The sequence below is a fragment of the Undibacterium parvum genome (assembly GCF_003955735.1).
GTDB lineage: Bacteria > Pseudomonadota > Gammaproteobacteria > Burkholderiales > Burkholderiaceae_D > Undibacterium > Undibacterium parvum.
In genome coordinates this window covers 426,490-449,653 of the sequence record NZ_CP034464.1, presented here as the reverse complement: position 1 = coordinate 449,653, position 23,164 = coordinate 426,490, and the positions used below count along the sequence as shown (strand labels likewise).

The window sequence follows — 23,164 nt, the reverse complement described above, 5'->3', positions numbered from 1 at the left end:
TCAGGTGCGTCTGGGTACTTCAAGGCCTCTTATAACCGCTGGTCGAACTGTGAAGCTATCTAATACTCGAATAACGTGTGGAAAGTCCTCAATACCCACCAAATCGGCGGCTCCATAGGGGCCGACTAAATTACGCACCCACGGAAAGATAGCGATGTCTGCAATCGTGTAAGTATCTCCCATCATCCAATTGCGGTTCTCCAACCGGTTATTTAAGACATTCAGGAGGCGTTTCGACTCCGTCACGTAACGATCCCTCGGTCGCTTGTCTTCATATTCTTTGCCTGCAAATTTGTGGAAAAAGCCCAGTTGACCAAACATCGGACCAATGCCTCCTATCTGGAACATCAGCCACTGAATCGTCTCATACCTTTCGGCGGGATCTAACGGTAAAAAACGACCTGTCTTATCTGCCAAATAGAGCAAAATCGCTCCTGATTCGAAAAGAGGAAAGGGTTTGTGTTTTGGGCCATTAGGGTCGAGGAGCGCTGGAATTTTGTTGTTTGGGTTTAAGGACAAAAATTCAGCTGACATTTGATCATTGTTTGAGAAATCTACCAGATGAGATTCATATGCCAACCCAGTTTCTTCTAACATAATCGATATTTTGACGCCATTAGGCGTCGGCAGCGAGTAAAGTTGAATGTCGTTAGGCCGAGTAGGGGGCCATTTTTTTGTAATAGGAAAAGCAGAAAAATTAATCATCATGTTCTTTCATTTATCTTCTTGTACTCGTGTGAATTTTGCAAATTAGAACATTACAAACTACCGTTTCAGTTTTGAACTGTTCGTCTCTAAAATTATCTCGTTTGAATAAATGTAGTTTTGCCGTACTAACGTCGGTTCACTCCCTTTACCCGAGAAGTGAACAATCATTCGCGAATGGCTATGAACGAAAATGTGTCACTCCCTTTTTCCAGTAGCCCTTCGTGCGAATCGACTCTTTGTCCAATTTCCATTTTTCTTGTAGAAACGTACGTATCACCATGACGCTACTGGACTCACCGGCCACCCATGCTTGGCCGAAGCCTGAAAGCTTTTCCATATTACTGAGTGACTTGGTTAATGCATCATCGGTTTTCAATGGGTTATGAGTACGCTTGATCCATTGTAGTTTCATATTTTTCCCTACAAAGAATGGCTTATGTTCATCAGGATCATCGACTTCAATCAAGACAGTACCAGGTAAGTCGGATGGTAGATTAGACAAGATAACTTGTATCGCGGATAAACAAGTCTCGTCTCCGATGAGAACAAGCCATTCTGATATTGGATTAAGAGCAAATCCACCATCACGAGGGCCGGCAAACGTTATGGTATCGCCGACTTGTGCCGAATTCGCCCAAGACGAAGCAGGCCCGTTTTCATGGGTGAAAAAATCTATTTCGAAAGTTCCCATGCAGAGATCAAACTTACGCAGCGTGTAGGCACGGCCAACAATCTCTCCATTTGAGGACGGCACGAAGAGCTTTACCCAATTGCCGGGCGCTTGCGCTGCCTTATTACGAATAAATGTCGCCACATCATCACCACTGAAGGTGAGCCGAATCCGAGCCCTACTGAGTTGTTCGCGTGCAGTCACTACAGCTGGTAATTGTGGTCGAACCGGTATCGTCTGCTGAATGTCATTTTGCGCATCAATAGTGGTAATCGGAATGTGATTTGTTGTTGGTTTTTCTGTGTTTGTATACATTGTATAACTTAAAATTTTGGGTGCCATCGAACGACGATTGCTCGTCTATTTACTAACGGCATTGCCGACATCAAAGCCACCCGCAAGCGCGAAATAGGAGCGTGCTGTGCTTATAGCGAAGTCGCGTTTTGCGCTAATGAATTGCTCATTGGTTGCCAGCGCGATTCGTTCCGATTCTAGGGTATTGAGAAGGCTTTCCATCCCTTCATCGTAGCGCAAGCGCGATAACCGAACGCTCTCCTGGGCTAGACTTAGGGCGATATGTAACTCATCATTACGCTTGCGAAGTTGCCCCCAGGTTGAGAGGGCGGTATCGGTCTCCTCGAGAGCAACGGCGACAACTTTGTCGAAGTTGGCTAACGCGGCCTGAACTTCCGCTCCAGCGGCACGGAATTGAGCACGGCGTGCGCCGGCGTCAAACAAAGACCATGAAGACGTTGCACCCACGCGCCAGCGACTCGCGTCGCCAGTCAGCCAGTTACCTGCCACGCCAGAACTACCGACGAGGGCCGACAGACTAATTCTCGGAAACAGCTCGGCGTAAGCGATGCCTTCCCTTGCAGTGGCCACTGCCAGCGCTCGTTCCGCTGCCTTCAGGTCTGGGCGGCGGAGCAAAAGCTGCGCCGGTTCGTCCGTTATGATTGTCTGCGGCAGTTTTATCGTAATAGGTTGATCCAGTAACGCCAATTGTGGTGCGTCGAGCCTTTGCCCGGTCAGTGTCGCCAGGCGGTTTCGGGCTGAACGTTCTTGCGCGATCAAGCTAGGCAAGCGCGAGCTAAGCAGTCGAAGCTGTGCCTCAAAGCGTAGACGCTCCGATGACGACGCACTACCAAAAGTTTCACGGTCACGAATCAGCTTCAATGAACTGGTTTGGTTGTCAACTTGCGCTTGGATGGATGCACTTAGCATCTGAGCACCACGTAAGTCAAGATAGGCTTCAACTACGTGCGCGAGAATCACGCGCCGAACATCGTCACGAAGGGCAGAACGTTCCTCAACCGAGGCTTGTGCAGCCTCGATACTGTGGCTAACACGCCCAAAAAGATCCAACTCCCAAGCCAGCGACATCTGCCATTGAAGGGGGCTGACAATGGTGGGGGAGCCGCTGCGGCTTTCGATTGCTGCGAGCTTTGTATGGTTTGAACCAGCATCGAGACTAGCGTTGGGTATGAGTGCGCTCTGGGCGACCTGCAACTGTTCACGACTACCTGAAAGTCTTGCTACCGCTGTACGTAAATCATAATTATTTCGCCATGCCAGTTCAACCAGTGTTTCTAGCTGGACATCGCCAAACTGCTTCCACCATAAAGCAGGCGGTGTGCCGCGTTGAAGTGACTTGCTCGTGATCGCTGATGGCAAGGTCGATACATGATTGCTATCTAGAAGCGGTGCCTTGTAGGAGGCTACGCTGGAACACGCGCCAAGAAAGAGCGTTGACAACAACACAGATAAACTCGTTTTTAATGGAAACTTCATCGTGTTTTTCATACTTTAGCTCCGATTTCGTGCGTTACTTTTTCTACACTTTTAGTTTTTCGGCGAGCCAACAAAGCGAAGAACAAGGGCGTAAATAACAGTCCGAAAACGGTTACGCCGATCATTCCGGTAAAGACTGCAGTGCCGACGGATTGGCGCATCTCTGCTCCTGGTCCAGTCGAGTATGCTAGAGGTAATACACCCATCAGGAAAGCGAGTGAGGTCATCAGTATGGGCCTCAATCTTGCATGCGCCGCTGCGATTGCTGCTTCGCGAGCGGTGGCTCCATCGTTAAACGCTTGACGTGCAAACTCAACAATCAAAATAGCGTTCTTAGCGGCGAGCCCAATTAATACGACAAAGCCGATTTGAGTCAGGACGTTGTTGTCCATTCCACGCAACCACACACCGGTAAGAGCTGCCAAAATGCACATCGGCACTATCATTACCACCGATAGGGGTAACAGCCAGCTTTCGAATAGCGCCGCCAGCAACAGGTAAACGAACACCACGGCAAGCGTTAATGCAATCAAAGTGCTGCTGCCGGCTTGCTTTTCTTGCAGCGCAAGCTCGGTCCATTCATAGTCGAATCCTGCAGGCAGACGTGCCGCCAACATAGATTCCATGGCCGCGATTGTTTCACCGGTTGAGAAGCCCGGCTTGCTACTTCCTTGAAGTTCTGCTGTTGGAAATAAATTGTAGCGTGGCACGCGGTAGGCGGCGGTTGTTTGTTGAAAGCTAGCCAAGCTACCCAATGGAACCATGGCTCCGTTGCTGCTGCGCGTCTTCAGTGCGGCTAAATCGTCAACGTTTCGTCGATAGCTTGAATCAGCTTGCGCGGTGACACGCCAGACTCTCCCCATTAAATTCATGTCGTTAACGAACACCGATCCCATATAGGCTTGTAGCATTTCATTTACACGATCAGGGGTAACGCCCAACAACTCTGACTTGGTACGGTCGATGTCGACCTTGAGCTGTGGCGTCATTGCGTTAAATGGGGTAAAGGCGCTTGCAACCGAGGGTAGCTTAGACGCGTGTTCAACCAATTCGCGGGCAACCGCCTGTAACGCCTGCGGACCCTGACCATTGATGTCGCGGATCTGTAACTTGAAGCCACCTCCGGTCCCGATTCCTCGTACCGCCGGTGGCGGAATCACCATGACACGTGCATTGCTGATTGGTGCCAGCGTCTTGCGCATGGCCGCTAACATCGCGGGGCCATCAAGGTGATATCCCGCACGCTCGTTAAAATCCTTGAAGATTGTAAAAATGACGGCAGCATTCGGTGCAGCTGTAAATGTTGCGCCATCGGTGCCGGCAAAGGCGGCTGTGTGCGCCACACCTTGTTGCTTCAGTAATCGTTGGGTTACCTCGTGGGTCACTTGAGTCGTGCGTTCCAATGTCGAGCCGGGAGGTAGCTGAATCGACACAATTGCATAACCACGATCAAGCTGCGGAACAAAGCCAGTGGGCGTGGCTACAAAGCGCCAGACTGTGAGTCCAACCAGACCAACATACAACGGCAGCATTAACCAGCGGCGTGACAAGGTAAATCCGATCAGTTGAGTATAACGATCAGACAATCGCCCAAAACCACGGTTAAAAACTGACATCCATCGCTCACCAATGCTATCGCCGTGTTGGCTGTGTTTGGGCTTCAGTAGTAATGCTGCTAGAGCAGGTGAGAGCGTCAGTGACACCATCGCTGAAATCACTGTAGATGCGGCAATCGTGACTGCGAACTGTCGATAGAACATGCCGGAAATACCATCTATAAATGCAGTAGGAATGAATACAGCAACAAGGACAAGTGCAATGGCAATCAGTGCAGAGCCGACCTCACTCATGCTACGACGCGCGGCATCTGCCGGATTCAGGCCTTCCTCAATATGGCGTTCGACGTTTTCAACCACGACGATAGCATCGTCCACTACGATACCTATTGCTAGCACCAAGCCAAACAAAGACAAGGTGTTGATTGAAAAGCCTAACCCGGCCATTACTGCGAAGGTGCCGATGAGCGAGACAGGAATTGCTAAAATAGGTATCACTGCGGCACGCCATGATCCCAGAAACAGAAGTACAGTCAAGCAAACCAATAGGGCTGCTTCGAAAATCGTATCCCTGACTTTGTCGATTGATGCTCGAATGAAATCGGTCGGGTTGTAGTGTGCATTAAAGGTCAAATCGTCGGGGAAATCGATTTTAAGTTTTTCCAGTTGTGCGAGTATTCGATCTGCTGTAGCTAAGGCATTCGACCCTGGTTTTTGGCTGATGCTTAAGGCAACCGCATTCTGTCCATCGACAAAACCACTCTCCGTATAATCTTGCGCACCCATTTCGACACGTGCGACATCACGCAAGCGTACGATGGCACCGTCAGTTTGCGTTGCGACTATGATGGATTTGAACTCCTCCACATCACGCAGCCGACCTTGTGCCTGTACTTGAATCTGAAAAGCGCCATCACTACCGCCCGGCGGTTGGTTTAGTACACCGGCGGCTACCTGCACGTTAGAGCGCCGTATAGCGGCAACCACTTCTGATGGTGTCAGCCCCATATTAGCCACACGTGCTGGATCGAGCCAGATACGCATCGAAAAATCGCGTGCGCCGCGGGTGTAAATATCGCCAACACCATCGAGGCGGCTCAACGCGTCCTTCACTTTGGCACTGACGAAATTGGAGATGTATTGTTGATCGTGGGTACCTTTGGGCGAAGCGAACATCACCACCATCAATTGATCTGGCGACGCTTTCTTGACGGCGATACCCTGACGTCGAACTTCCTCAGGAAGCCGAGAATCCGCAATCGCGACCCGGTTCTGCACTAAAGATTGCGCGTCGTCGATATTGGTGCCGGGTTTAAATACGACGCTGATAACTAGCTTACCGTCGCCAACTGACTGGGATGAAAGATATAACATACCATCGACGCCATTGAGTTCTTGCTCAATCGGCGCGGCAACCGTTTCAGCAATCTCCTGCGCAGATGCGCCAGGGTAACTCGCCTTGACTGTGACGGTCGGTGGTACGATTTCGGGAAATTCTGAAATAGGGAGTTTAAAGGCAGCGACGGCACCGATTAACGTTAGAAGGATTGATAGAACAATCGCGAAAATAGGGCGTTTGATGAAGTAGTGTGAAAAGTGCATGAATACGACTCCTTCCTAAGCGCCAGTGACCGGCGTGGAGAGTTTTACACTATCTCCAGGACGTACGCGTTGGGCGCCAGATACGATTATTTTGTCATCAGCAGACAATCCTGATAGCACTACGCGCTTTCCGTTATACAGACCACCCAATTCGACTCGCTTGGGCGCGACCTTACCGTTAGCATCAACGACTAGCACGAGTTTTTTGGTTTGATCACTTTGTATAGCAGAATCTGGCACAAGGAGTTTTTCTTCTGGTGCGCCAACGGGAATGCGAACGTGTGCGAAACTGCCGGGCTTGATGGTTTTGTCGACATTGGCAATGCTGGTGCGAAGTCGCAATGTGCCTGAGCGCGCACTGATTTCGTTGTCGATAAAATCAATTGTGCCGACTTGGGTGCCAGTGACTCCATCTAGTCGTATTTGTATGCGCTCAGGTAGCTGTTTTTGTTGCCGTAGTCGTGCGAAGTCATACTCAGATAGATCGACCGTGGCACGCAATGGGCTTTGCGCTACGATCGTCGTGAGCAAGCCACCTTGCGCGGTACCGCCGACAACGTAATTGCCGATGTCTACACGATGGTCAGATACCGTGCCGGAGATGGGTGACTTAATGGTAGCAAACGACAGTTCAAGATCTGCACTGCGCAGTTCCGCTTGACTCAATAGCACAGCTGCCTGCGCCCCTTCAAATTCACTACGGATGCGGTCGAGTTCATCGCTACTTGATGCGCCTGATTGCTGTAGATGTGTGATGCGAGCGAGCTGTTTTAAAGCCAGTTTCTGGCGCACGATGGCTTGAGCAAAATTTGCCTGCGCACGATCTCGTGCGATCGCAAAGGGCCGCTGATCAATTACAAAGAGTGGGTCACCCGCCTTGACCTGTTGTCCATCGCGAAATTTGATCGCTTGCAGGTAGCCAGATAAGCGTGAGCGCACTTCCACTCGTTGTGAGGGCTCAATTCGACCGGTGTAATCCAGAGTTTCCTGAACCATCGATTTCTCGGGTGCTGCTACTGTAACGGTTGCTATGGGCTGCGCACTTCCCGGCGAAACAGTTTTTGACGGGCCACAGCCCGATAAGACGGCGGCTGAAGTGATTGCAACGAAAAGTATTGCAGAAGCGCTTGGATGGATTTGTTTCATGACATACCTTCAGCTACTTCTTTAAATTGTTTTGAAATGGTTGACTGCAAAATGACCTCTGCTTATTGAGTTGCGCTCAAAATAGAGCTGCTAGAAAGGTACCATCTTGATTTGTGCGGCGGAAGCCGCACGATTTGCACGTTATTAATGCGTTCAGCGCTATGCGGGGGTAACAGTAGGAACCCCAGAAAATTCTGTCTGAGCTATTGGTTCTGAGCCAAAATCCACGATTTTTTTAGACTCACTCGACGCTGTCGCTCTAAAGTTGAGTTTAAATTTCATGGCCGAATTCGGCCAGACAACACCAGACCCACAACGCAGACTACGTCCTTTACATCAAGGATCGATTTGAATGAACTCTCTCTCAAAAAAAGTTGCAATTGTCACCGGTGCAAGCTCTGGTATTGGTCGGGCAACGGCTCTGCTTTTTGCGCAAATGGGCGCATCGGTTGTTGTTGGCGCGCGCCGTAGCGATGAACTGAATCTACTTGTTGACGAAATCGAGAAGGCGAATGGACGCGCGGTGGCTGTGGTGGGCGATGCTAGAGATGAGTCTTTTGCGGTGGAGATGGTTCGTAGTGCCATTAATATTTTTGGCGGGTTGGACATTGCTTTCAACAACGTGGGCACATTGGGTGAAATGGGATCAACGCCCGAAGTATCTGCCGCGGGTTGGCGTGATACGATTGACATCAACTTGTCCAGCGCGTTTTACTCCGCGAAACATCAGATTCCTGCCATGCTCGCACGCGGGTCTGGGTCTGTAATTTTTACTTCGACATTTGTCGGTTATACTGTAGGTTTCCCAGGCGTAGCCGCCTATGCCGCGAGCAAAGCGGGTTTGATTGGTTTGACGCAATCGCTCGCTGCGGAGTTCGGCCCTACAGGTGTACGGGTGAACGCAATCCTTCCAGGCGGTACTGACACGCCAATGGGGCGGCAAATGACTAGCTCGCCGGAGGCGCTCGCGCATGTCAAAAACCTTCATGCACTTAAACGCTTGGCTAAACCTGAAGAGATTGCGCAATCAGTTCTGTATCTCGCTTCTGATGCGTCGTCGTTCATGACTGGTGCGGCAATGTTAGTGGATGGAGGTATTTCGATCAATCGTAGCTAGATAGGAGCTGCCGCTGGAGTCCAAGGTCCAGCGAGCCAGTAAACGTAGTTAGGTGGCCAAGTGAGGTATATCCAACTTCGCCATCAACTTTATGCAAATCGTCCGAAACGAATACGAGGTTCACTACGAACGTCCACGCCAATACAATCAATCACGAGCTGCCGTCTTGGTCATTAGTCCTTGGAGCACAACAATTCGTGTTGTGATGTAATTACTCTATTTATGAATAGTTATAGTAACCAACTTCATCACTATTGGGCGTACGAATAGAATACAAAGAAATGCCGCAGGCATTGCCAATTGATAGGCATGGGAAACGCGACTAAGGAAGCCAGCACCTATCCCAGTATTGGCTGCCACGATCACAGCCGACATTAACAATGCCATGATAGCTGCCATGTAGAAGGCAAATACTTGTGCGGTATAACGAGCTGGTAGTTTCCAGCGATTCACTGTCGTTTTTTGTTCATCAAGCTTACTCATTTCATTTTTCTTTCATCAGGGCTATTCAACATATACCTACCAATTTGTATATCGCATCTTAAAATTAGGGCTTAAATAGAAATCAATTTCTGTGACGACGGTCAACATGATGCATCTGCACAAATTACCACTATTATTCTTGGGATTGAAGTCGCGCCATGTGCACTATATGCATGCGTTTGACGCTATATTGTCTGAAGTTAGCTGTGCTAAACTCAGCGAATGTCAACACCTGATTTCAACTTACTCCTTACTCTTGATGCCGTTCTAACGGAGGGAAGCGTTGCGCGTGCAGCCAAGCGACTCGGACTGAGTCCGTCGGCTATGAGCCGCGCGCTCGCGCGATTGCGAGAGACGACCGGTGACCCACTATTGGTTAGAGCTGGCCGCGGTTTGGTTCCGACACCTCGGGCATTAGAGCTGCGTGAAAAAGTAAGTCAGATCGTTCAAGATGCCGAAGCGGTGCTACGACCTACTGAAAATCTCAATCTCAAACAGCTGGAGAGAACGTTTACGATAAGGACCCGCGAAGGTTTTGTCGAGAACTTTGGCCCAGGCTTGCTTGTTCGTGTTGCAGAGGAGGCTCCCGGCGTGCGGCTATGTTTTGTGCAAAAGTTAGACAAGGACAGTGTTCTATTGCGCAACGGTACGGTCGATCTGGAGACGGGAATTGTGGGGAATACGATGGGGCCAGAAGTACGAGCGCAGGCATTACTGCGTGATCGGTTGGTTGGTGTTGTACGAATAGGGCACCCACTTAGCAAGGGGGAAATCACTGCCGCCAGTTATGCAAGTGGTAAGCATATCGGCGTTTCATTGCGTGGTAATGAAAAAGGGCTAATCGACGAAGCACTCAGTTTGCTTAACCTGGAACGAGATGTAGCAACAATTGTCGGTGGTTTTTCGACCGCACTTGCCTTGACGCGAGCCACTGACATGATCGCTAGTGTTCCTGAACGTCATACCGGAAACCTGAGAGCCGGAATGTTTAGTTTTCCACTTCCAATCACGATGCCGGAGTTTACTGTTTCATTGCTTTGGCATCCCAGGTTTCATGCTGATCCTGCACACCGCTGGTTGCGCGGTCTTGTTTTAGATGCCTGCGCCTCGTTCCGCTGAAGCCATCATGCTCGTCGTCGTGCCGTTACTTGCAATCGACATCAGAATCGTCAGATATAGCGTAGCTTCCTCATTTGCTCTTTCCATTCCCATTTAAGTAGCGAACATTGGGATGTCGTATGCGCGATTGATTGCGCAGATGACTCCTCTTGGTGTTTCTAGTCCCCCGTGATTTTTTTCAGTGGCTTGTTCTCGTGAGTTAATACTGCGCTAAATAATCATGTGTTTATTGCAAATTCAAAGTGAACTATTCTTAGCTACATCGGTTATTTCTATTTCCTAAATGATAAATTAAGCTTTGAAAAATTATCGATTAATAAAACATCATTGCTTGGGGACGAGAGAATTAAACTGACCTTGTAGATCACACGCTATTTGGCACTCGTCTTGTGGAGGCGTTCGCGATCAGTCGAAGAAAAAACCGTACTTTAGTACGGTTACGAATTCAGAGCAGTTACCTAAAATGAAAACTACTCTGAGATGTTGGAATTTTATCTATCATCATTTCATTTTGACGCCTTGTCTCAAACAATTAGCTCATGGCCATTACTGGGCAAGTTTTTTTGATCTTCGCAGGTAGGAATGCAAACAAATTCACCTTGGGATAGTTCACATGAAAATTGAATCTCAACTGAGCAACATTTTGCACGCAAAAAATGTATCTGCTAGAGGCTCTGTTGGCAACGCTGAAAAAACAGCATCCTTCGCAGCGGTGCTCGCAACGAAAGTTCCAATGGTCGCCGGTGCCGACGAACTGCAATCGGAAGAAGTTATCAAAAAGGTCGAGAATATTGATTTCTCAAACATGACGCCGCGGGACGCGCTAAACATCGTAAACAAGCTTGTTCGGAGTGGTCAAATGACGCTTGATGAATCGTCACCATTGCTCGGCATAATCCCCTCGCCAATGTCTAAAGTGAAGTACGACGGCCTCATGCCGGAGTCTTTCGACCAACCCTGCAATTTCTTCGAGAAACTCTACGCGGCCCGCGACGGCGCACTTCAGAGAACGGAAACTGCAAGCGCCGCACACATGCAAATGGGTATCGACGCATTGATGCGCTTTCAGGATAAATCAACAGGTGGCAAGGTACGGGTCAATATAACCTGTTAGTTAGAGGCGGAGCGGGACTTGAGTAGCCGGTCAACTGCTGAGTTATTGAAAAAAACGAAAAAATATCAAAAAACATGAAAAAAATCAGCAGCATCCTTATGTTTCTCTTCGCTACTAACGCATATAGTCATGCAAGTGAGCAGTCTGTTGAAACTACTCAGACTAATATCACAGAGGAAAACCTTTCTGAAGTCTCTGTAAGCGGAATAAAAAATGCTGGAATTAAGCCATATCGAGTAATGTCAGCAGGTCTAGACGCCTTTCAGGAGCATCATTCGCGTGCACCAGCAGCACAGCTCAAGTTTAGACTGAGCAAACGGACAGACGCCAATCAATATAGATCAAATTTGGATGGTGTAAGTTTGCGTATTGTTGGTAGTGACACATCAACACCTGTTCCTATCGCAAGTGACGGCACATTTATATTGCCGCGCAGCGAAACAGCATATGTTGAGGATTCAGATCTAATATTAAATCAAAAAAAATCGCTGATTCGCGTTAGTCCCGATGTACGGACGCCAGGTTTACCGAGCAACGTAAGACGTTTGGGTGATCTAAGATTGGAATGTGAAGTCATTGTGGCGATTCGGAAGAAAGAACTCAATTTTGCGCAACGTGCGGCGATTAATGTATTTATGCTAGGTGGAGATTGGTGCGCAAGAGGGGTGGGTAAATTTAGCTTTGCGTTACCAGATTGGGCGGTCAATGCAACGCTAATTTATGAAGGGACGCGCAAGAGCATACCTGTATTGGGATATGATTTTATTGCGCCTATTCAAGATGCATCTGTGCCTGATGACGCTCTTGTCGAATTTGAGTTTCGGCCTAGTTTAAGTAAAGACAATATGTAGAAATTGTTCTGCTCGCAATCCATTTATCTAAAGAGTTCAGTCAATAAATGGGCACTTAACATATTCTTTTCGCGGTAATCCAATGCAACTTGCAACGCTGTTATTTTTTTCTGAAGTCAGGGAAAATTGATTTTCATTTACGTTCACAAGGTGAAGAGATTGATTTGTGCAGGAGTGCTGAAAATGCCACTACCATACTTGGTGCTGATCACTCTGTAGCTTTGCAATGATCTAACTTGATTTTGAATACTGAACAACTTGGACTGTATAAATTTGCTCTGAATGTACAAGATCCTGATCTGCCTGTTGTTAATATCAATTTCGTTAGGACTAATAGCGAAATTAAGTAAATATGGTTGAAAATTTTCGAGCTTTCGGACGAATGTCATTTCGCAGTGCTCGAAGAGAATCTCGAACATGGCATTGCACTCTGAAGTTTGGCTTCAAAAGCCAAATTTCATTCCAAATTTGTTTGGGTTAGAGCTGATTTGTCTAAAGTTTTTCGGCTTTTTCTGAACGCATTAAGCGTGAACTCTGTGGCATTGTGGCGGCAATCGCTTTCGGCAAGCAGACATGAGAGTAGGTTGCAAAAAGCGGTATCGACGGGACGCTGAATCAATTGATCTGAGAATAGCCTGTTTTGTATCGCGTTACATGCATCAATACAATGCAAATGGTGCGCCTTCCGCCACGTTAATTGAGGGCGTATCTTTTGCATAGATCTGAATTTCGTTCACCCATCATGCAGAGGTTAAATTGAAAACTACCCTACCAAAACACGAGCCAGCAGGACCAATGGCGGCTAAGAACGAAGGACTCAACTCCACAGTTCGCTGGACAATAGCCAGCCTTTCGCTTTCCATGTTGCTATCCTCACTCGGCACCAGCATCGCTAATGTTGGATTGCCGACCTTGGCACACTCGTTCAACGCTTCCTTCCAACAAGTCCAGTGGGTGGTCCTGGCCTATCTTCTAGCCATCACCACTCTAATTGTTAGCGTCGGACGGTTCGGCGACATGATTGGTCGCCGGCGCTTGCTGCTTGTGGGGATCACCTTGTTTACGTTGGCCTCAGTCCTGTGTGCGGTTGCTCCGACATTATGGTTGTTGATTGCGGCTCGCGCGGTACAGGGCTTTGGCGCGGCCATTATGATGGCGTTGACCATGGCGTTCGTAGGTGAGGCGGTCCCAAAAGAAAAAATCGGTAGTGCGATGGGGCTGCTTGGCACTATGTCGGCAGTGGGCACTGCGCTTGGGCCGTCACTTGGTGGTGTCATGATTGGCGGTTTTGGTTGGAGATCGATTTTCTTTATCAACTTGCCTTTGGGTTTATTGACGTTGGTTCTCGCTTATCGTTTTCTGCCCGTTGATCGTCCAGCGTCGAACACAAATCGTGCCCGGTTTGACCATTTAGGTACGATTCTGCTTGCGCTAACGCTAGCTGCTTATGCACTTGCGATGACGATAGGGCGTGGTAATTTTGGCGCAATCAATGCGGCACTCTTGTTCGCTGCACTTGTCGGCCTTGGCCTGTTCGTATTTGCTGAAATGAGGGCCAAGTCACCTTTGATTCGTATGGCGATGTTTCGCAATTCGTTGTTAAGCGGTGGCTTCGCAATGAGTACCTTGGTGACCGCCGTAGTGATGGCCACGTTGGTGGTTGGCCCGTTTTATCTTTCAGGTGCGCTTGGACTCGATGCCGCTCATGTTGGCCTCGTTATGTCCTCCGGTCCGATAGTTGCCGCACTTACTGGAGTCCCTGCTGGGCGGGTTGTTGACCGGTTTGGTGCACATAGTATGAGTATTGCCGGCCTGGTTGGTATGTTGGTTGGTTCCTCCATCCTGCCAATGCTGCCGACCAGTTTCGGTATTCCTGGTTACATCGTTCCTTTGGTAGTGATTACCGCTGGCTACGCGCTGTTTCAGGCTGCAAACAATACTGCGGTGATGACGAATATTCAAGCCGACCAGCGCGGTGTCATTTCCGGCATGCTCAATCTGTCGCGCAATTTGGGACTGATCACTGGCGCATCGCTAATGGGGGCGGTTTTTGCGATTGGGTCTGCGACAAGCAACATGATGACAGCAAGCCCTGATGCTGTTGCTTCTGGTATGCGAATGACCTTCACCGTGGCAGCAGTGCTCATCGTAATTGCTCTTTACATCGCCTACTTGAGCCATTCTCTCGCTCCTTCAGACTGCGACTGCGCTTCACAAACAAAATGACATTGATGAGCATCAATATAGTGTGATCAGTATACTGGGTCAAGCAGTCTTAGCATCTGCTAAAGATCCGCAGTTGAGCAAGTCAAGCCAAATCAAATGTTAAGGATCGGAAGCGCTAGGTACGAATGTATCGTGACCGAACAGCCCCTACCACTCAATGCATCCGGTTGAGGGTCTGATATAGGTATTGATTTCCTAGCCAGTCGTTGGGGGGAAGCTTGAAGCGGCATGCATGCGAATGCGCATGCCGCGCCATTCAAAGCTTTTCCAATTGGTGGTGACGCTTCAATGACGTTAAGCGCTGAGGCTCGCTTGAGATCCGACACTTTCGATACAGACATAACAATTGGCAATCACTATCAGCAGCATTTGTTTCGTGGTGTTTTTGGTGGTCATCTGCGTTTTGACTCTCACGTCCGCGTTTATGCCGTGGTCTCCACTGGTCCGGTAGAAGGTCGCTAAAAGACAGTTAACGCTAACTTTAAGAACGATACTTCACTTCAGCAATTGTTTGTTGACACCCGCTTGTAAGATGCTTCGAATCTTGTGGGCGTCATGATCGAGCGACAGAAATTTTCTGACGGTCCTCGACAAATCATCAATTTAAGTGAAGGCTCCAATATCCATCACACTGATCGTATAAATAAAGTCTGTATCGCTTAATTATTCGTTAGCTTGACAGGTATTAATAGCAAAAATTTGAATTGGTCTGTATCGATTGAATTATATCTGGCCACTTGTGGCGAGTCGAAAAATATAGTTTGTATCCGTCAAATCCGTCGTTATCTCAATCGTTCTACATTCTCCTTTATGCAGCCTGACCCGGCATTTTCCCAGTTCGTCGCAAAGTACCGGTCGATTTGATTGAACATTGCTACGATTATTCTTCGAATGAGCACATATCGACTTTGAGCTCTGGCGAAACAGACACCATCCACTGAAACGAAATCGCAGTTTTTCCTTGGAACGGGTGATTCACACATCTCTCTGGAACTTCGTATGCACCGACATTTTTCACGTAAATCACCGATATCATTGGCCATTGCCTTGATTAGTTTAACGCTGCAACGGGCAACATTCCTGGCGTTAGGCGCTCCACCCGTTGTTAAAGAAAACAAGCCTAACACCTGACATTTCCCAAACTTGCGAATGCCTTCGGGGCAGAAATCAAGCGGTTATTGTCATTTCCTGCAATACAGGTTCTACGTAAGCTGGGCCAGCAATTAACAACAAGGAATCACATGAAACAATTTAATAAATTAAGCAAGCAAACCTTATCAGCAATGACGATGATGGCCGCGACTATTTTTGCGCATGCCGCAAACGCGCCTTCCGACGATGAAAAATCGATACGGACCGAAGATAAACCGAAGACCACGTATATTTGCCAGATGGGCAACCACTCGCATATGGCTGGCATGGGACCTGAGCAGGAGTATGACAAGCCCGGTATCTGCCCGACCGATGGCATGGAAATGATTGCCAAAAACTCGCGGCTGAGGGTGGCTGTTCTGGTATATGAAGGCGTGCAAGATATTGACTATAGCGGGCCCATGGAAGTATTTGGTCAGGCAGGCGCAAAGATTTTTACGGTCGCGGCTAACACCGAAAGTGTGCACTCAACTTATGGTATCAAGATGCAGCCCGATTTCGAACTTGATCATGCGCCAGAGGCAGATGTGTTGCTGATACCGGGTGGGAATGTCAATGCCATCATTAACAATCCCAAGGCCTTGGCATGGGTACGTCAGCGCAGCGGCGACGTAAAGACAGTCCTGTCGGTCTGCACCGGCGCATTCATCCTTGGTAAAGCTGGTTTGCTGGACGGCCTGTCGGCGACGACCATCGCAGGCGCAATTCCTCAACTCGAAAAAATGGCGCCAAAAGCGCATATTGTGACTAACCGTCGCTATGTCGATAACGGGAAATTCATCACTACCGCTGGTCTTTCGGCCGGCATGGACGGCGCGCTGCATGTGGTTGATCGTGAGATCGGCAGACTGCGCGCGCAAGACGTGGCACGTGGCATAGAGTATGAATGGCATCCGGACGGCAAGGGCAGCTTTGCCTTGCTGGCGGCCTATCAAATGCCGGATGTCTCCATATTGCTGCCAGAGGGTACACCTTGGGAGCGCACCGTCGAACGCGGTAATACCAGGCAATGGGAAGTGCGCGGCCGTGTGGAAATAGCTAACAGCGCGAAGGATTTTCTGGATGCCAGCGCCATTGCGATCAAGACAGAAAAATGGACGCCGGTTTCTGACAAAGACCAATCGCATCGTCATTTTATCAAGAACAAAGATGGCATATCTTGGGAGCTAGATTTAAGCTTGGCTAATGATAATGCGCCATCGGCTTATCAATTGCGCCTGGTGGTCAAAGTGGTCTCGGGAGATAAGAAAAAACTGGCCAAAATCTAAGTCCATGCATTGAGCATAAGAAAAAATCTGGCCACGAATCGCTATAAAGCGATCGCGGCCAGTTTGATTCAGGAACTTGTCGAGCTTAGAAAAACTCGTTGCAAGTGTTAACCACGACTGTCTTCGATTGCGTTTCTACTTATACCGCGCAAACAGCTTGTTTGGTATTGTGCGGAAATAAGGCCTTGAGCGTATCCGCATCAAAATCCGTCTTGTGTGAATGTTGGTTTTTTAAATCTTCCGTACGTTGTGCCGCTGGTCGTGCGTTGATTTCGTCGAACAGGCGTTTAACATGAGGTAATTTGTCAAATGCAGAACTACCTAGCGCGAATGGGATGACCCTGGCCCAACCCCAAATTGCCATGTCAACGATTGTATATGCCTCGCCTAACATATACCGCTGTTTCGCCAATTGCGCGTCAATCAAATTCCAATGGCGCCATGCTTCGAATTCGAAACGATTTAGGGCATAAGGAAGAGGCTCCGGTGCGAAGAATTGGAAATGTGCGTATTGACCTGTCATTGGCGCGAGACCAGTGCCTTGCAACATCAGCCAGGAGTACATTTGTCCGCGCGCCTCTGGTGTGGCAGCAGGTAAAAATTGACCAGTTTTTTCCGCAAGATACAGCAAAATTGCATTGCTATCGAAGACGGTTACATCACCATCGACTAAGGCAGGGGTTCTCCCGTTTGGATTGATCGCCAAGTACTCTGGTGTGTGTTGCTCACCTTTGTGAATATCGACCAATATGAGTTGATAAGCTAGCCCACTTTCCTCGAGAAAAAGTGCAACTTTGCTAGGGTTTGGAGATGGGTGATAGTAAAACCTGATCATGATTTTTTCCTTAAGTTTATTTGAGATCGATGGATTGTTGCGTCGATGTCTAGAACTATAATTGATGTAAAATCGTTCCGGAAGGTAGTGATTTTGACTAAGATATATTCCAATTTGGAATGATTGGTAGTTCAAGAAAGAATCGATGGATAAGCTTTTTGCGATGCAGACATTTGTACGTGTGGTTGAAACGGGAGGGTTTTCTGCTGTCTCGCGTGAACGCAACACTAGTCAAAGTAGCGTGAGTAAACAGATCGCTGCGCTGGAGAATTCTCTGGGCGTCAAGCTACTAACCAGAACCACAAGATCTCTTACCTTAACTGAAGATGGCGAACAATATTTTGAAGAGGTGCGTAGGCTAATCTCTGAGGTGGCCGAGGCTGAGGCGCGCTTGCGCCACGGAGAACAACAATTGCGCGGCTTATTACGTGTCGCAGCACCAGTTGCCTTTGGATTGCGGGTATTAATGCCTCACGTACGTGACTTTTTGAAAATCCATCCGAATATAAAAATTGACCTAAGACTCAACGACAATGTGATCGATCTGGTGGAGCAAGGAGTTGACGTGGCGGTACGTATCGCGCATTTATCCGACAGCGGTTTGATTGCCCGTTGTATCGGCGAAAGTCGCGCAGTATTAGTTGCTAGCCGTAGTTATCTCGCATCGCTTCCGGATAATTTAGCTGTGCCGAAAACGCCAGATGAGCTGCGTATGCACGCTTGTATTGTCTACACAGAACGCCTGACAAAAAATGCCTGGACGTTTACCAATGCGCTGGGCGAGAGTGTTTCTGTGACTGTCAATGGCCCATTGCAAAGCAACAGTTCCGAAGCTGTACGCTCGGCAGCATTAAATGGCCTCGGTATTGCCTACGTGCCGATCTGGCATTTTGAGGATGAAATAAAGTCTGGTGAAATGCAAATTTTATTACCCGATTGGCCTGTCCCTCCACTCCCTATATACCTTGTTTGTCCATCTCAACGCCGCCAAACCGCAAAGGTGCGTGCGTTTTCTGATTATCTTGTTGAAGTGCTCAAACCTTAGATGTTGAAATAAATATTTACAAAATAATGTATATACGGAAGAACGATTAAAGATAGTCTTCACTGTCAATTAATGGCAGATCGCGCATTGCATTAATATCAGCTCGAAATCAATCCGGCTCCCCAGAAATTACTGATCCACGCGTACTCATCAAAAACAAACCCAGGGAACAATTTAGTTCTAGCATCAACAGCTAATATAGATTGCGTCCATATTAATGAGGAATAGATTAAGACTTTATCTATATGCATAGCTTGACAGGTATTAATAGCAAAAATTCTAAGTGCCAATCGGTTGAACTTTATCTGGCCACTTGCCGCGGGTCGAAAAATATAGTCTGTATCCATCATTTTTTATCGACTAGTTCAGCTTTCAATTGCATACGTAGATAAGAAAAATTTAGCAGACTCGCTTTACATCACAACCAAAATTCAACGCGACTCGCCATTCAAAGGGGAGGGGCGGTAAACACCTTGCCCTACTATTTATCGTGCAAAGGTCCCATTAAATCTATTCCAGAAAGCAAATCGAAGCTCAAGTTTAGCTTGACCACATAACGATCGTGATGTATATTTAAATCACGGTCGTTATTTAATGAGCTAGCCGCATCAATGACATCGGATACGACCAACGTTTTAGGGGGGGCTTACTTCTCACTCAAAATTGCTTACTTTAAAAATTATAGGAAATCAAAAATGTTCGCTTCTGGCTACTACATGACCGCTGAACTGCGGATAAAAGATGAAACACGGGTAGACGAGACACTTGCCGCCTTATTAAAACTGGCATCAATTACGCGTACCGAGCCGGGTTGCCGGCTGTTTATGCTACACCAAGACGTAATCGACAAACAGCATCTATTTCTTTGGGAGGGCTGGGATAACGAGTCGGCATTAGCCACTCACCTTGCCGCTCCGCATACACAGACTTATTTCGCTCTTGATCTGACCGAAGTTCTGCTAAACGTCGGAACAGCAGCGCTACTTTAATAAGTCCCGACTCAAGGCAATGGCGCGAAAGATCACGGACTTATTCCGCGCTGTTTTTCTCGCTACATCAATATTTAATCGACCCGCCCTGGGTTAAAAGGAAATCATCATGAAACAGATGCAGCAATCCAAGACGATCGTTATTACAGGCTCAAGCAGTGGCTTTGGCGCGCTCACGGCCAAGTCATTGGCGGCCCATGGTCACGATGTTATTGCTACGATGCGTGACGCTAGTACGCGCAATCTAGCCAAGAAGGCAGACCTCGAATCTTTCGCACGAAGTGGGGGATATAGACTCCAAGTCGTCGAGCTCGACGTGACGAGTGACGACTCGGTGGCCGCTGCCATGGATCACATTACTTCCACCCATGGCGTTGTTGACGTTCTCGTCAACAACGCTGGCGTGATGAATATCGGGGTTACTGAAGCGTATTCGATAGCCGAATTGCAGACCCAGTTTGACGTCAACACTCTTGGCCCGGCACGCATGTTTCGCGCCGTGTTGCCAGGTATGCGGACACAAGGGTCAGGGTTGATCGTCAGCGTTACATCGCTTGCCGGTCGGGTCGTCTTCCCGTTCTTTGGAGCCTATGCCGCAAGTAAGTTCGCACTAGAGGCGTTAGCAGAAGCGTACCGCTATGAGCTCAGCGGAACGGGAGTCGATTCTGTAATCGTTGAACCCGGTGCATTTGGCACCGAGCTCCTACCACGAAGCCCGGCCCCAAACGACAAGGCTACGGTGGATGCCTACGGTGCCGTGGGCCGGATACCTGATGCAATGAAGGCCAGCTTCCAGAAGATGTATGACTCACCAGAGCCACCGCAACCCCAAGATGTAGCTGACGCAATAGTGCGTCTGATTGAGCAGAACAATCGCCGCCCTCTTCGCACCGTCGTAATGGCGCCGGGTATGGATTTTGGCGTTGAACGCCTGAACCAGGCGGTCAGCACAATTCAAAACGAATTGATGACGACGCTAGAATTCGGATCGATGGTCTGAGCAACTTTGAGGAACACCATGCACCTGTATCTTCTCTTCCTTGCGATGGCCGCGGCGACCGTCCTTAGCCCTGGCCCAGGCGTCGTCATGACTATCACTAACGCGCTTCGTTTTGGCCTGCGCGGCACCATCGGCGGGATTCTAGGTATCGCGTTCGGAGCGCTTTTCGTCGCTGCTACTTCAGCCACAAGTCTAGGTGTACTGCTCGCCACGTCAGTACTGGCCTTCACAGTGCTCAAGTTTATGGGGGCGGCGTATCTAGTCTACCTGGGTGTTCGGCTTTGGAGAGCCCCCGAGTTCAAACTCACTGGAGAGCCCGCGCATGAGGCGAGCTTCCGCAAGCGCTTCATCGAGGGCTTGTCGCTACAACTCAGCAACCCGAAAGCAATCTTCTTTTTTCTTTCCGTATTCCCGCAGTTCATCGATCCGGAGAGGAACTATTTGACTCAGTTCACCACTCTCGTTATCACCTACGCGTTCCTAGTCGTCATCATCCACAGCATCTATGCGACCTTTTCGAGCCGCGCAAAGGTATGGCTCACGTCGGACCGCGGAGGCCGGGCGATTAGACGAACCTCTGGCGTGACACTGATCATCTTCGGCACAATTCTTGCTGCAGCAAAACAATGACGAGTAAGCTAGACGTCATCTCAATGCGACACTTTCTCCTCGCACTGGCAGTTGTTTCCATCTGGGGTACGAACTTCGTCGTCGTCAAGGTCGCTCTAGTGCATCTGCCACCGCTACTGCTCGCGGCACTGCGCTTCTCCCTTGCCTTTATGCCTGCGACGCTCTTCGTCCCGCGTCCTGCGGTCAGCATTGGCAACCTTGCGCTATATGGACTATTGATCGGCGTCGGTCAAATTGGACTTCTCTATGTCGCCATGAATGGATACATCTCGCCTGGCATAGCCTCCTTGGTGGTTCAGATGCAGGTGTTCTTTACCATTGCGCTGTCGATGCGAATGAATGGAGAGCGGCTACGCACAATTCAATGGCTTGCGCTGCTGCTCTCCGGAGTAGGCTTGGCGATCGTCTTCTTTCATACAGACGGTATGGTGACGGGCTTTGGATTGTTTCTTGTATTGACTGCGGCGCTGGCATGGGCTGGTGCGAATATGACAGCCCAAAAAAGCGGGGCCACAAACATGTTCTCTTACGTTGTCTGGTCTAGCGCATTTGCCATTCCACCCCTTTTTGCATTGTCATTCGTAATCGATGGTTGGGATACAGACCTGGCTGCCATGCGTCATGCGGGCACTGCCACCTGGTTCGCCGTCATCTGGCAGGCCTGGGGTAACTCACTCTTTGGTTTCGCCGTTTGGGGATGGTTGCTGGCTCGCCATCCCGCAGCAACAGTAGTACCTATTGCCTTGCTGATCCCCGTGTTTGGTATCGGCGCCTCAATACTATGGCTGGGTGAGTCTTTTCCGACCTGGGAATTTGTCGCAGCGGCGCTCATCGTTGCGGGATTGGCAGTGAACCTGCTCAGAACGCCGCCTGCTAATGGCGTATAAACGAAACTCAGATTTTTGGGGTATCTAGATTCTTAATTACTTTCGTTTGTGCGCGCCATTATAAAATTAATATTCACAAAAGCCAAAGTGATTCATTCAATTGCATTAATAAAAGGAACCGCAATATGTTCGCTTCAATAAGCGATTATCAAGAATGGTGTCGTTATAAAGTGCCAGCCGGACAAGCGATTCGCCTCATTTGGAAAAACCGATTGGCTATTCGTTTTGAACTCTGGTTTTAGGTTACTTACACTTCCAACCTACCGATTGCATACAATGACAGAATTACTCCCTTTGATGAGCTATTGCCTCGTAATGTCAGGTACTCCCGGACCCAATAATGTCATGCTCGCTACTTCTGGTGCCAATTTTGGCTACCGCGGCGCTCAGCCCGCTATTCTGGGCATCCAGTTTGGTGTGTTTGTGCAAACTATTGTCACCTGTTTCGGGCTCGGTAGCGTCTACATCGCTTATCCCAGGGCACAACAAGCGCTGCACATCGCGGGGTCTTTATATCTGGTGTATCTGGCTTATAAACTCAGCGGCGCTTCGATAGGCGAAGCGCACACCCCGAAGCAAGTGTCGTTCGCACAGGCGGCTATATTTCAGGCGCTTAATCCCAAGAGTTGGGTCAAAGCCGTTACCCTTGCATCGGTATTTATGCCCCCCGATTTGAGTACCCTGAATGGGGCGTTACTGGTGGCGACAATTGGAACATTGATCGGAACTCCCTGTAGCATCATGTGGGCATTGTTCGGAGTGTCGATTCGTAACTTACTGAAAGATTCATTCAAACAACGCGCTTTCAATTTGACGATGGGTGCGATCTTGCTCACTCTGGCCATCCTGTTTTTACGCTAGAGGACTACCATCTGGGGTGGCGGTGATTTGGCGGCGCTTCGTTCCAAGGGGGCGTAACACTGCATTTTAGAACGCAGATGCACGATGAAGATCGCAAGTGCCGAATGTGACATG

Annotated in this window: 19 protein-coding genes; 12 read left to right on the top strand and 7 right to left on the bottom strand. The window is 48.8% G+C overall.

Annotation, left to right across the window (positions count from 1 at the left end; genetic code table 11):
• From EJN92_RS01990 to EJN92_RS01970, 5 genes are all read right to left on the bottom strand, one after another.
• The gene (locus tag EJN92_RS01990; RefSeq protein ID WP_126129713.1) at positions 1 to 705 is read right to left on the bottom strand and encodes a glutathione S-transferase N-terminal domain-containing protein; all 705 of its coding nucleotides are present in this window, start codon (positions 703 to 705) and stop codon (positions 1 to 3) included.
• A gap of 181 nt (positions 706 to 886) precedes the next feature.
• The gene (locus EJN92_RS01985) at positions 887 to 1,693 is read right to left on the bottom strand and encodes a siderophore-interacting protein (protein ID WP_170174850.1); all 807 of its coding nucleotides are present in this window, start codon (positions 1,691 to 1,693) and stop codon (positions 887 to 889) included.
• A gap of 45 nt (positions 1,694 to 1,738) precedes the next feature.
• A complete protein-coding gene (locus tag EJN92_RS01980) occupies positions 1,739 to 3,181 on the bottom strand; it encodes an efflux transporter outer membrane subunit (RefSeq protein ID WP_126126294.1) in 1,443 nt (480 codons plus the stop codon).
• Positions 3,178 to 6,327, bottom strand: coding sequence for an efflux RND transporter permease subunit (locus EJN92_RS01975; protein WP_126126293.1), 3,150 nt, complete (start codon positions 6,325 to 6,327; stop codon positions 3,178 to 3,180). Before EJN92_RS01975 ends, EJN92_RS01980 begins: the two co-directional genes overlap by 4 nt.
• Positions 6,328 to 6,342: 15 nt before the next feature.
• The gene (locus EJN92_RS01970) at positions 6,343 to 7,473 is read right to left on the bottom strand and encodes an efflux RND transporter periplasmic adaptor subunit (RefSeq protein WP_126126292.1); all 1,131 of its coding nucleotides are present in this window, start codon (positions 7,471 to 7,473) and stop codon (positions 6,343 to 6,345) included.
• A gap of 352 nt (positions 7,474 to 7,825) precedes the next feature.
• Here EJN92_RS01970 and EJN92_RS01965 point away from each other — a divergent pair, with 352 nt between their 5' ends.
• Positions 7,826 to 8,590 (top strand): SDR family oxidoreductase, encoded by a 765-nt coding sequence (locus EJN92_RS01965; protein WP_126126291.1) that lies wholly within the window; start codon positions 7,826 to 7,828, stop codon positions 8,588 to 8,590.
• Positions 8,591 to 8,806: 216 nt separating this feature from the next.
• Here EJN92_RS01965 and EJN92_RS01960 read toward each other — a convergent pair whose 3' ends face one another.
• Positions 8,807 to 9,073, bottom strand: a complete 267-nt coding sequence (locus tag EJN92_RS01960) for a DUF2798 domain-containing protein (RefSeq protein WP_126126290.1) — start codon at positions 9,071 to 9,073, stop codon at positions 8,807 to 8,809.
• 222 nt (positions 9,074 to 9,295) lie between these two features.
• Here EJN92_RS01960 and EJN92_RS01955 point away from each other — a divergent pair, with 222 nt between their 5' ends.
• From EJN92_RS01955 to EJN92_RS01935, 5 genes are all read left to right on the top strand, one after another.
• Positions 9,296 to 10,192 (top strand): LysR family transcriptional regulator, encoded by an 897-nt coding sequence (locus EJN92_RS01955; RefSeq protein ID WP_126126289.1) that lies wholly within the window; start codon positions 9,296 to 9,298, stop codon positions 10,190 to 10,192.
• Between the two features lie 613 nt (positions 10,193 to 10,805).
• Positions 10,806 to 11,306 (top strand): hypothetical protein, encoded by a 501-nt coding sequence (locus EJN92_RS01950; RefSeq protein WP_126126288.1) that lies wholly within the window; start codon positions 10,806 to 10,808, stop codon positions 11,304 to 11,306.
• Positions 11,307 to 11,380: 74 nt separating this feature from the next.
• A complete protein-coding gene (locus EJN92_RS01945) occupies positions 11,381 to 12,157 on the top strand; it encodes a hypothetical protein (RefSeq protein WP_126126287.1) in 777 nt (258 codons plus the stop codon).
• A 795-nt stretch (positions 12,158 to 12,952) separates the two neighbouring features.
• Positions 12,953 to 14,383: an MFS transporter gene (locus EJN92_RS01940; protein ID WP_126129712.1), complete on the top strand. Its 1,431-nt coding sequence runs from the start codon at positions 12,953 to 12,955 to the stop codon at positions 14,381 to 14,383.
• Positions 14,384 to 15,624: 1,241 nt separating this feature from the next.
• Positions 15,625 to 16,803, top strand: coding sequence for a DJ-1/PfpI family protein (locus EJN92_RS01935; RefSeq protein ID WP_126126286.1), 1,179 nt, complete (start codon positions 15,625 to 15,627; stop codon positions 16,801 to 16,803).
• A gap of 139 nt (positions 16,804 to 16,942) precedes the next feature.
• Here the strand turns inward: EJN92_RS01935 and EJN92_RS01930 are convergent, their stop codons facing one another.
• Positions 16,943 to 17,638, bottom strand: a complete 696-nt coding sequence (locus EJN92_RS01930) for a glutathione S-transferase family protein (RefSeq protein WP_126126285.1) — start codon at positions 17,636 to 17,638, stop codon at positions 16,943 to 16,945.
• Positions 17,639 to 17,783: 145 nt separating this feature from the next.
• On the opposite strand from EJN92_RS01930, the gene EJN92_RS01925 reads away from it, so the two are divergent.
• From EJN92_RS01925 to EJN92_RS01900, 6 genes are all read left to right on the top strand, one after another.
• Positions 17,784 to 18,683, top strand: coding sequence for a LysR family transcriptional regulator (locus tag EJN92_RS01925; protein WP_126126284.1), 900 nt, complete (start codon positions 17,784 to 17,786; stop codon positions 18,681 to 18,683).
• Positions 18,684 to 19,378: 695 nt separating this feature from the next.
• Positions 19,379 to 19,672, top strand: a complete 294-nt coding sequence (locus tag EJN92_RS01920; protein ID WP_126126283.1) for a putative quinol monooxygenase — start codon at positions 19,379 to 19,381, stop codon at positions 19,670 to 19,672.
• Between the two features lie 109 nt (positions 19,673 to 19,781).
• Positions 19,782 to 20,672: an SDR family oxidoreductase gene (locus tag EJN92_RS01915; RefSeq protein ID WP_227869659.1), complete on the top strand. Its 891-nt coding sequence runs from the start codon at positions 19,782 to 19,784 to the stop codon at positions 20,670 to 20,672.
• Positions 20,673 to 20,690: 18 nt separating this feature from the next.
• Positions 20,691 to 21,302, top strand: a complete 612-nt coding sequence (locus tag EJN92_RS01910; RefSeq protein WP_126126282.1) for a LysE family translocator — start codon at positions 20,691 to 20,693, stop codon at positions 21,300 to 21,302.
• Complete coding sequence (locus EJN92_RS01905) at positions 21,299 to 22,189, top strand: EamA family transporter (protein ID WP_126126281.1); 891 nt, start codon at positions 21,299 to 21,301, stop codon at positions 22,187 to 22,189. The genes EJN92_RS01910 and EJN92_RS01905 overlap by 4 nt, the downstream gene beginning before the upstream one ends.
• Positions 22,190 to 22,465: 276 nt before the next feature.
• Positions 22,466 to 23,050, top strand: coding sequence for a LysE family translocator (locus tag EJN92_RS01900; RefSeq protein WP_126126280.1), 585 nt, complete (start codon positions 22,466 to 22,468; stop codon positions 23,048 to 23,050).
• Positions 23,051 to 23,164 lie beyond the last annotated feature (114 nt).

Coding starts and splice junctions, on each gene's coding strand:
- EJN92_RS01990 (WP_126129713.1), bottom strand. CDS start 705: ATGATTAATTTTTCTGCTTTTCCTATTACAAAAAAATGGCCCCCTACT.
- EJN92_RS01920 (WP_126126283.1), top strand. CDS start 19,379: ATGTTCGCTTCTGGCTACTACATGACCGCTGAACTGCGGATAAAAGAT.
- EJN92_RS01965 (WP_126126291.1), top strand. CDS start 7,826: ATGAACTCTCTCTCAAAAAAAGTTGCAATTGTCACCGGTGCAAGCTCT.
- EJN92_RS01970 (WP_126126292.1), bottom strand. CDS start 7,473: ATGAAACAAATCCATCCAAGCGCTTCTGCAATACTTTTCGTTGCAATC.
- EJN92_RS01980 (WP_126126294.1), bottom strand. CDS start 3,181: ATGAAAAACACGATGAAGTTTCCATTAAAAACGAGTTTATCTGTGTTG.
- EJN92_RS01905 (WP_126126281.1), top strand. CDS start 21,299: ATGACGAGTAAGCTAGACGTCATCTCAATGCGACACTTTCTCCTCGCA.
- EJN92_RS01975 (WP_126126293.1), bottom strand. CDS start 6,327: ATGCACTTTTCACACTACTTCATCAAACGCCCTATTTTCGCGATTGTT.
- EJN92_RS01910 (WP_126126282.1), top strand. CDS start 20,691: ATGCACCTGTATCTTCTCTTCCTTGCGATGGCCGCGGCGACCGTCCTT.
- EJN92_RS01985 (WP_170174850.1), bottom strand. CDS start 1,693: ATGTATACAAACACAGAAAAACCAACAACAAATCACATTCCGATTACC.
- EJN92_RS01945 (WP_126126287.1), top strand. CDS start 11,381: ATGAAAAAAATCAGCAGCATCCTTATGTTTCTCTTCGCTACTAACGCA.
- EJN92_RS01900 (WP_126126280.1), top strand. CDS start 22,466: ATGACAGAATTACTCCCTTTGATGAGCTATTGCCTCGTAATGTCAGGT.
- EJN92_RS01950 (WP_126126288.1), top strand. CDS start 10,806: ATGAAAATTGAATCTCAACTGAGCAACATTTTGCACGCAAAAAATGTA.
- EJN92_RS01925 (WP_126126284.1), top strand. CDS start 17,784: ATGGATAAGCTTTTTGCGATGCAGACATTTGTACGTGTGGTTGAAACG.
- EJN92_RS01935 (WP_126126286.1), top strand. CDS start 15,625: ATGAAACAATTTAATAAATTAAGCAAGCAAACCTTATCAGCAATGACG.
- EJN92_RS01940 (WP_126129712.1), top strand. CDS start 12,953: ATGGCGGCTAAGAACGAAGGACTCAACTCCACAGTTCGCTGGACAATA.
- EJN92_RS01930 (WP_126126285.1), bottom strand. CDS start 17,638: ATGATCAGGTTTTACTATCACCCATCTCCAAACCCTAGCAAAGTTGCA.
- EJN92_RS01960 (WP_126126290.1), bottom strand. CDS start 9,073: ATGAGTAAGCTTGATGAACAAAAAACGACAGTGAATCGCTGGAAACTA.
- EJN92_RS01955 (WP_126126289.1), top strand. CDS start 9,296: ATGTCAACACCTGATTTCAACTTACTCCTTACTCTTGATGCCGTTCTA.
- EJN92_RS01915 (WP_227869659.1), top strand. CDS start 19,782: ATGAAACAGATGCAGCAATCCAAGACGATCGTTATTACAGGCTCAAGC.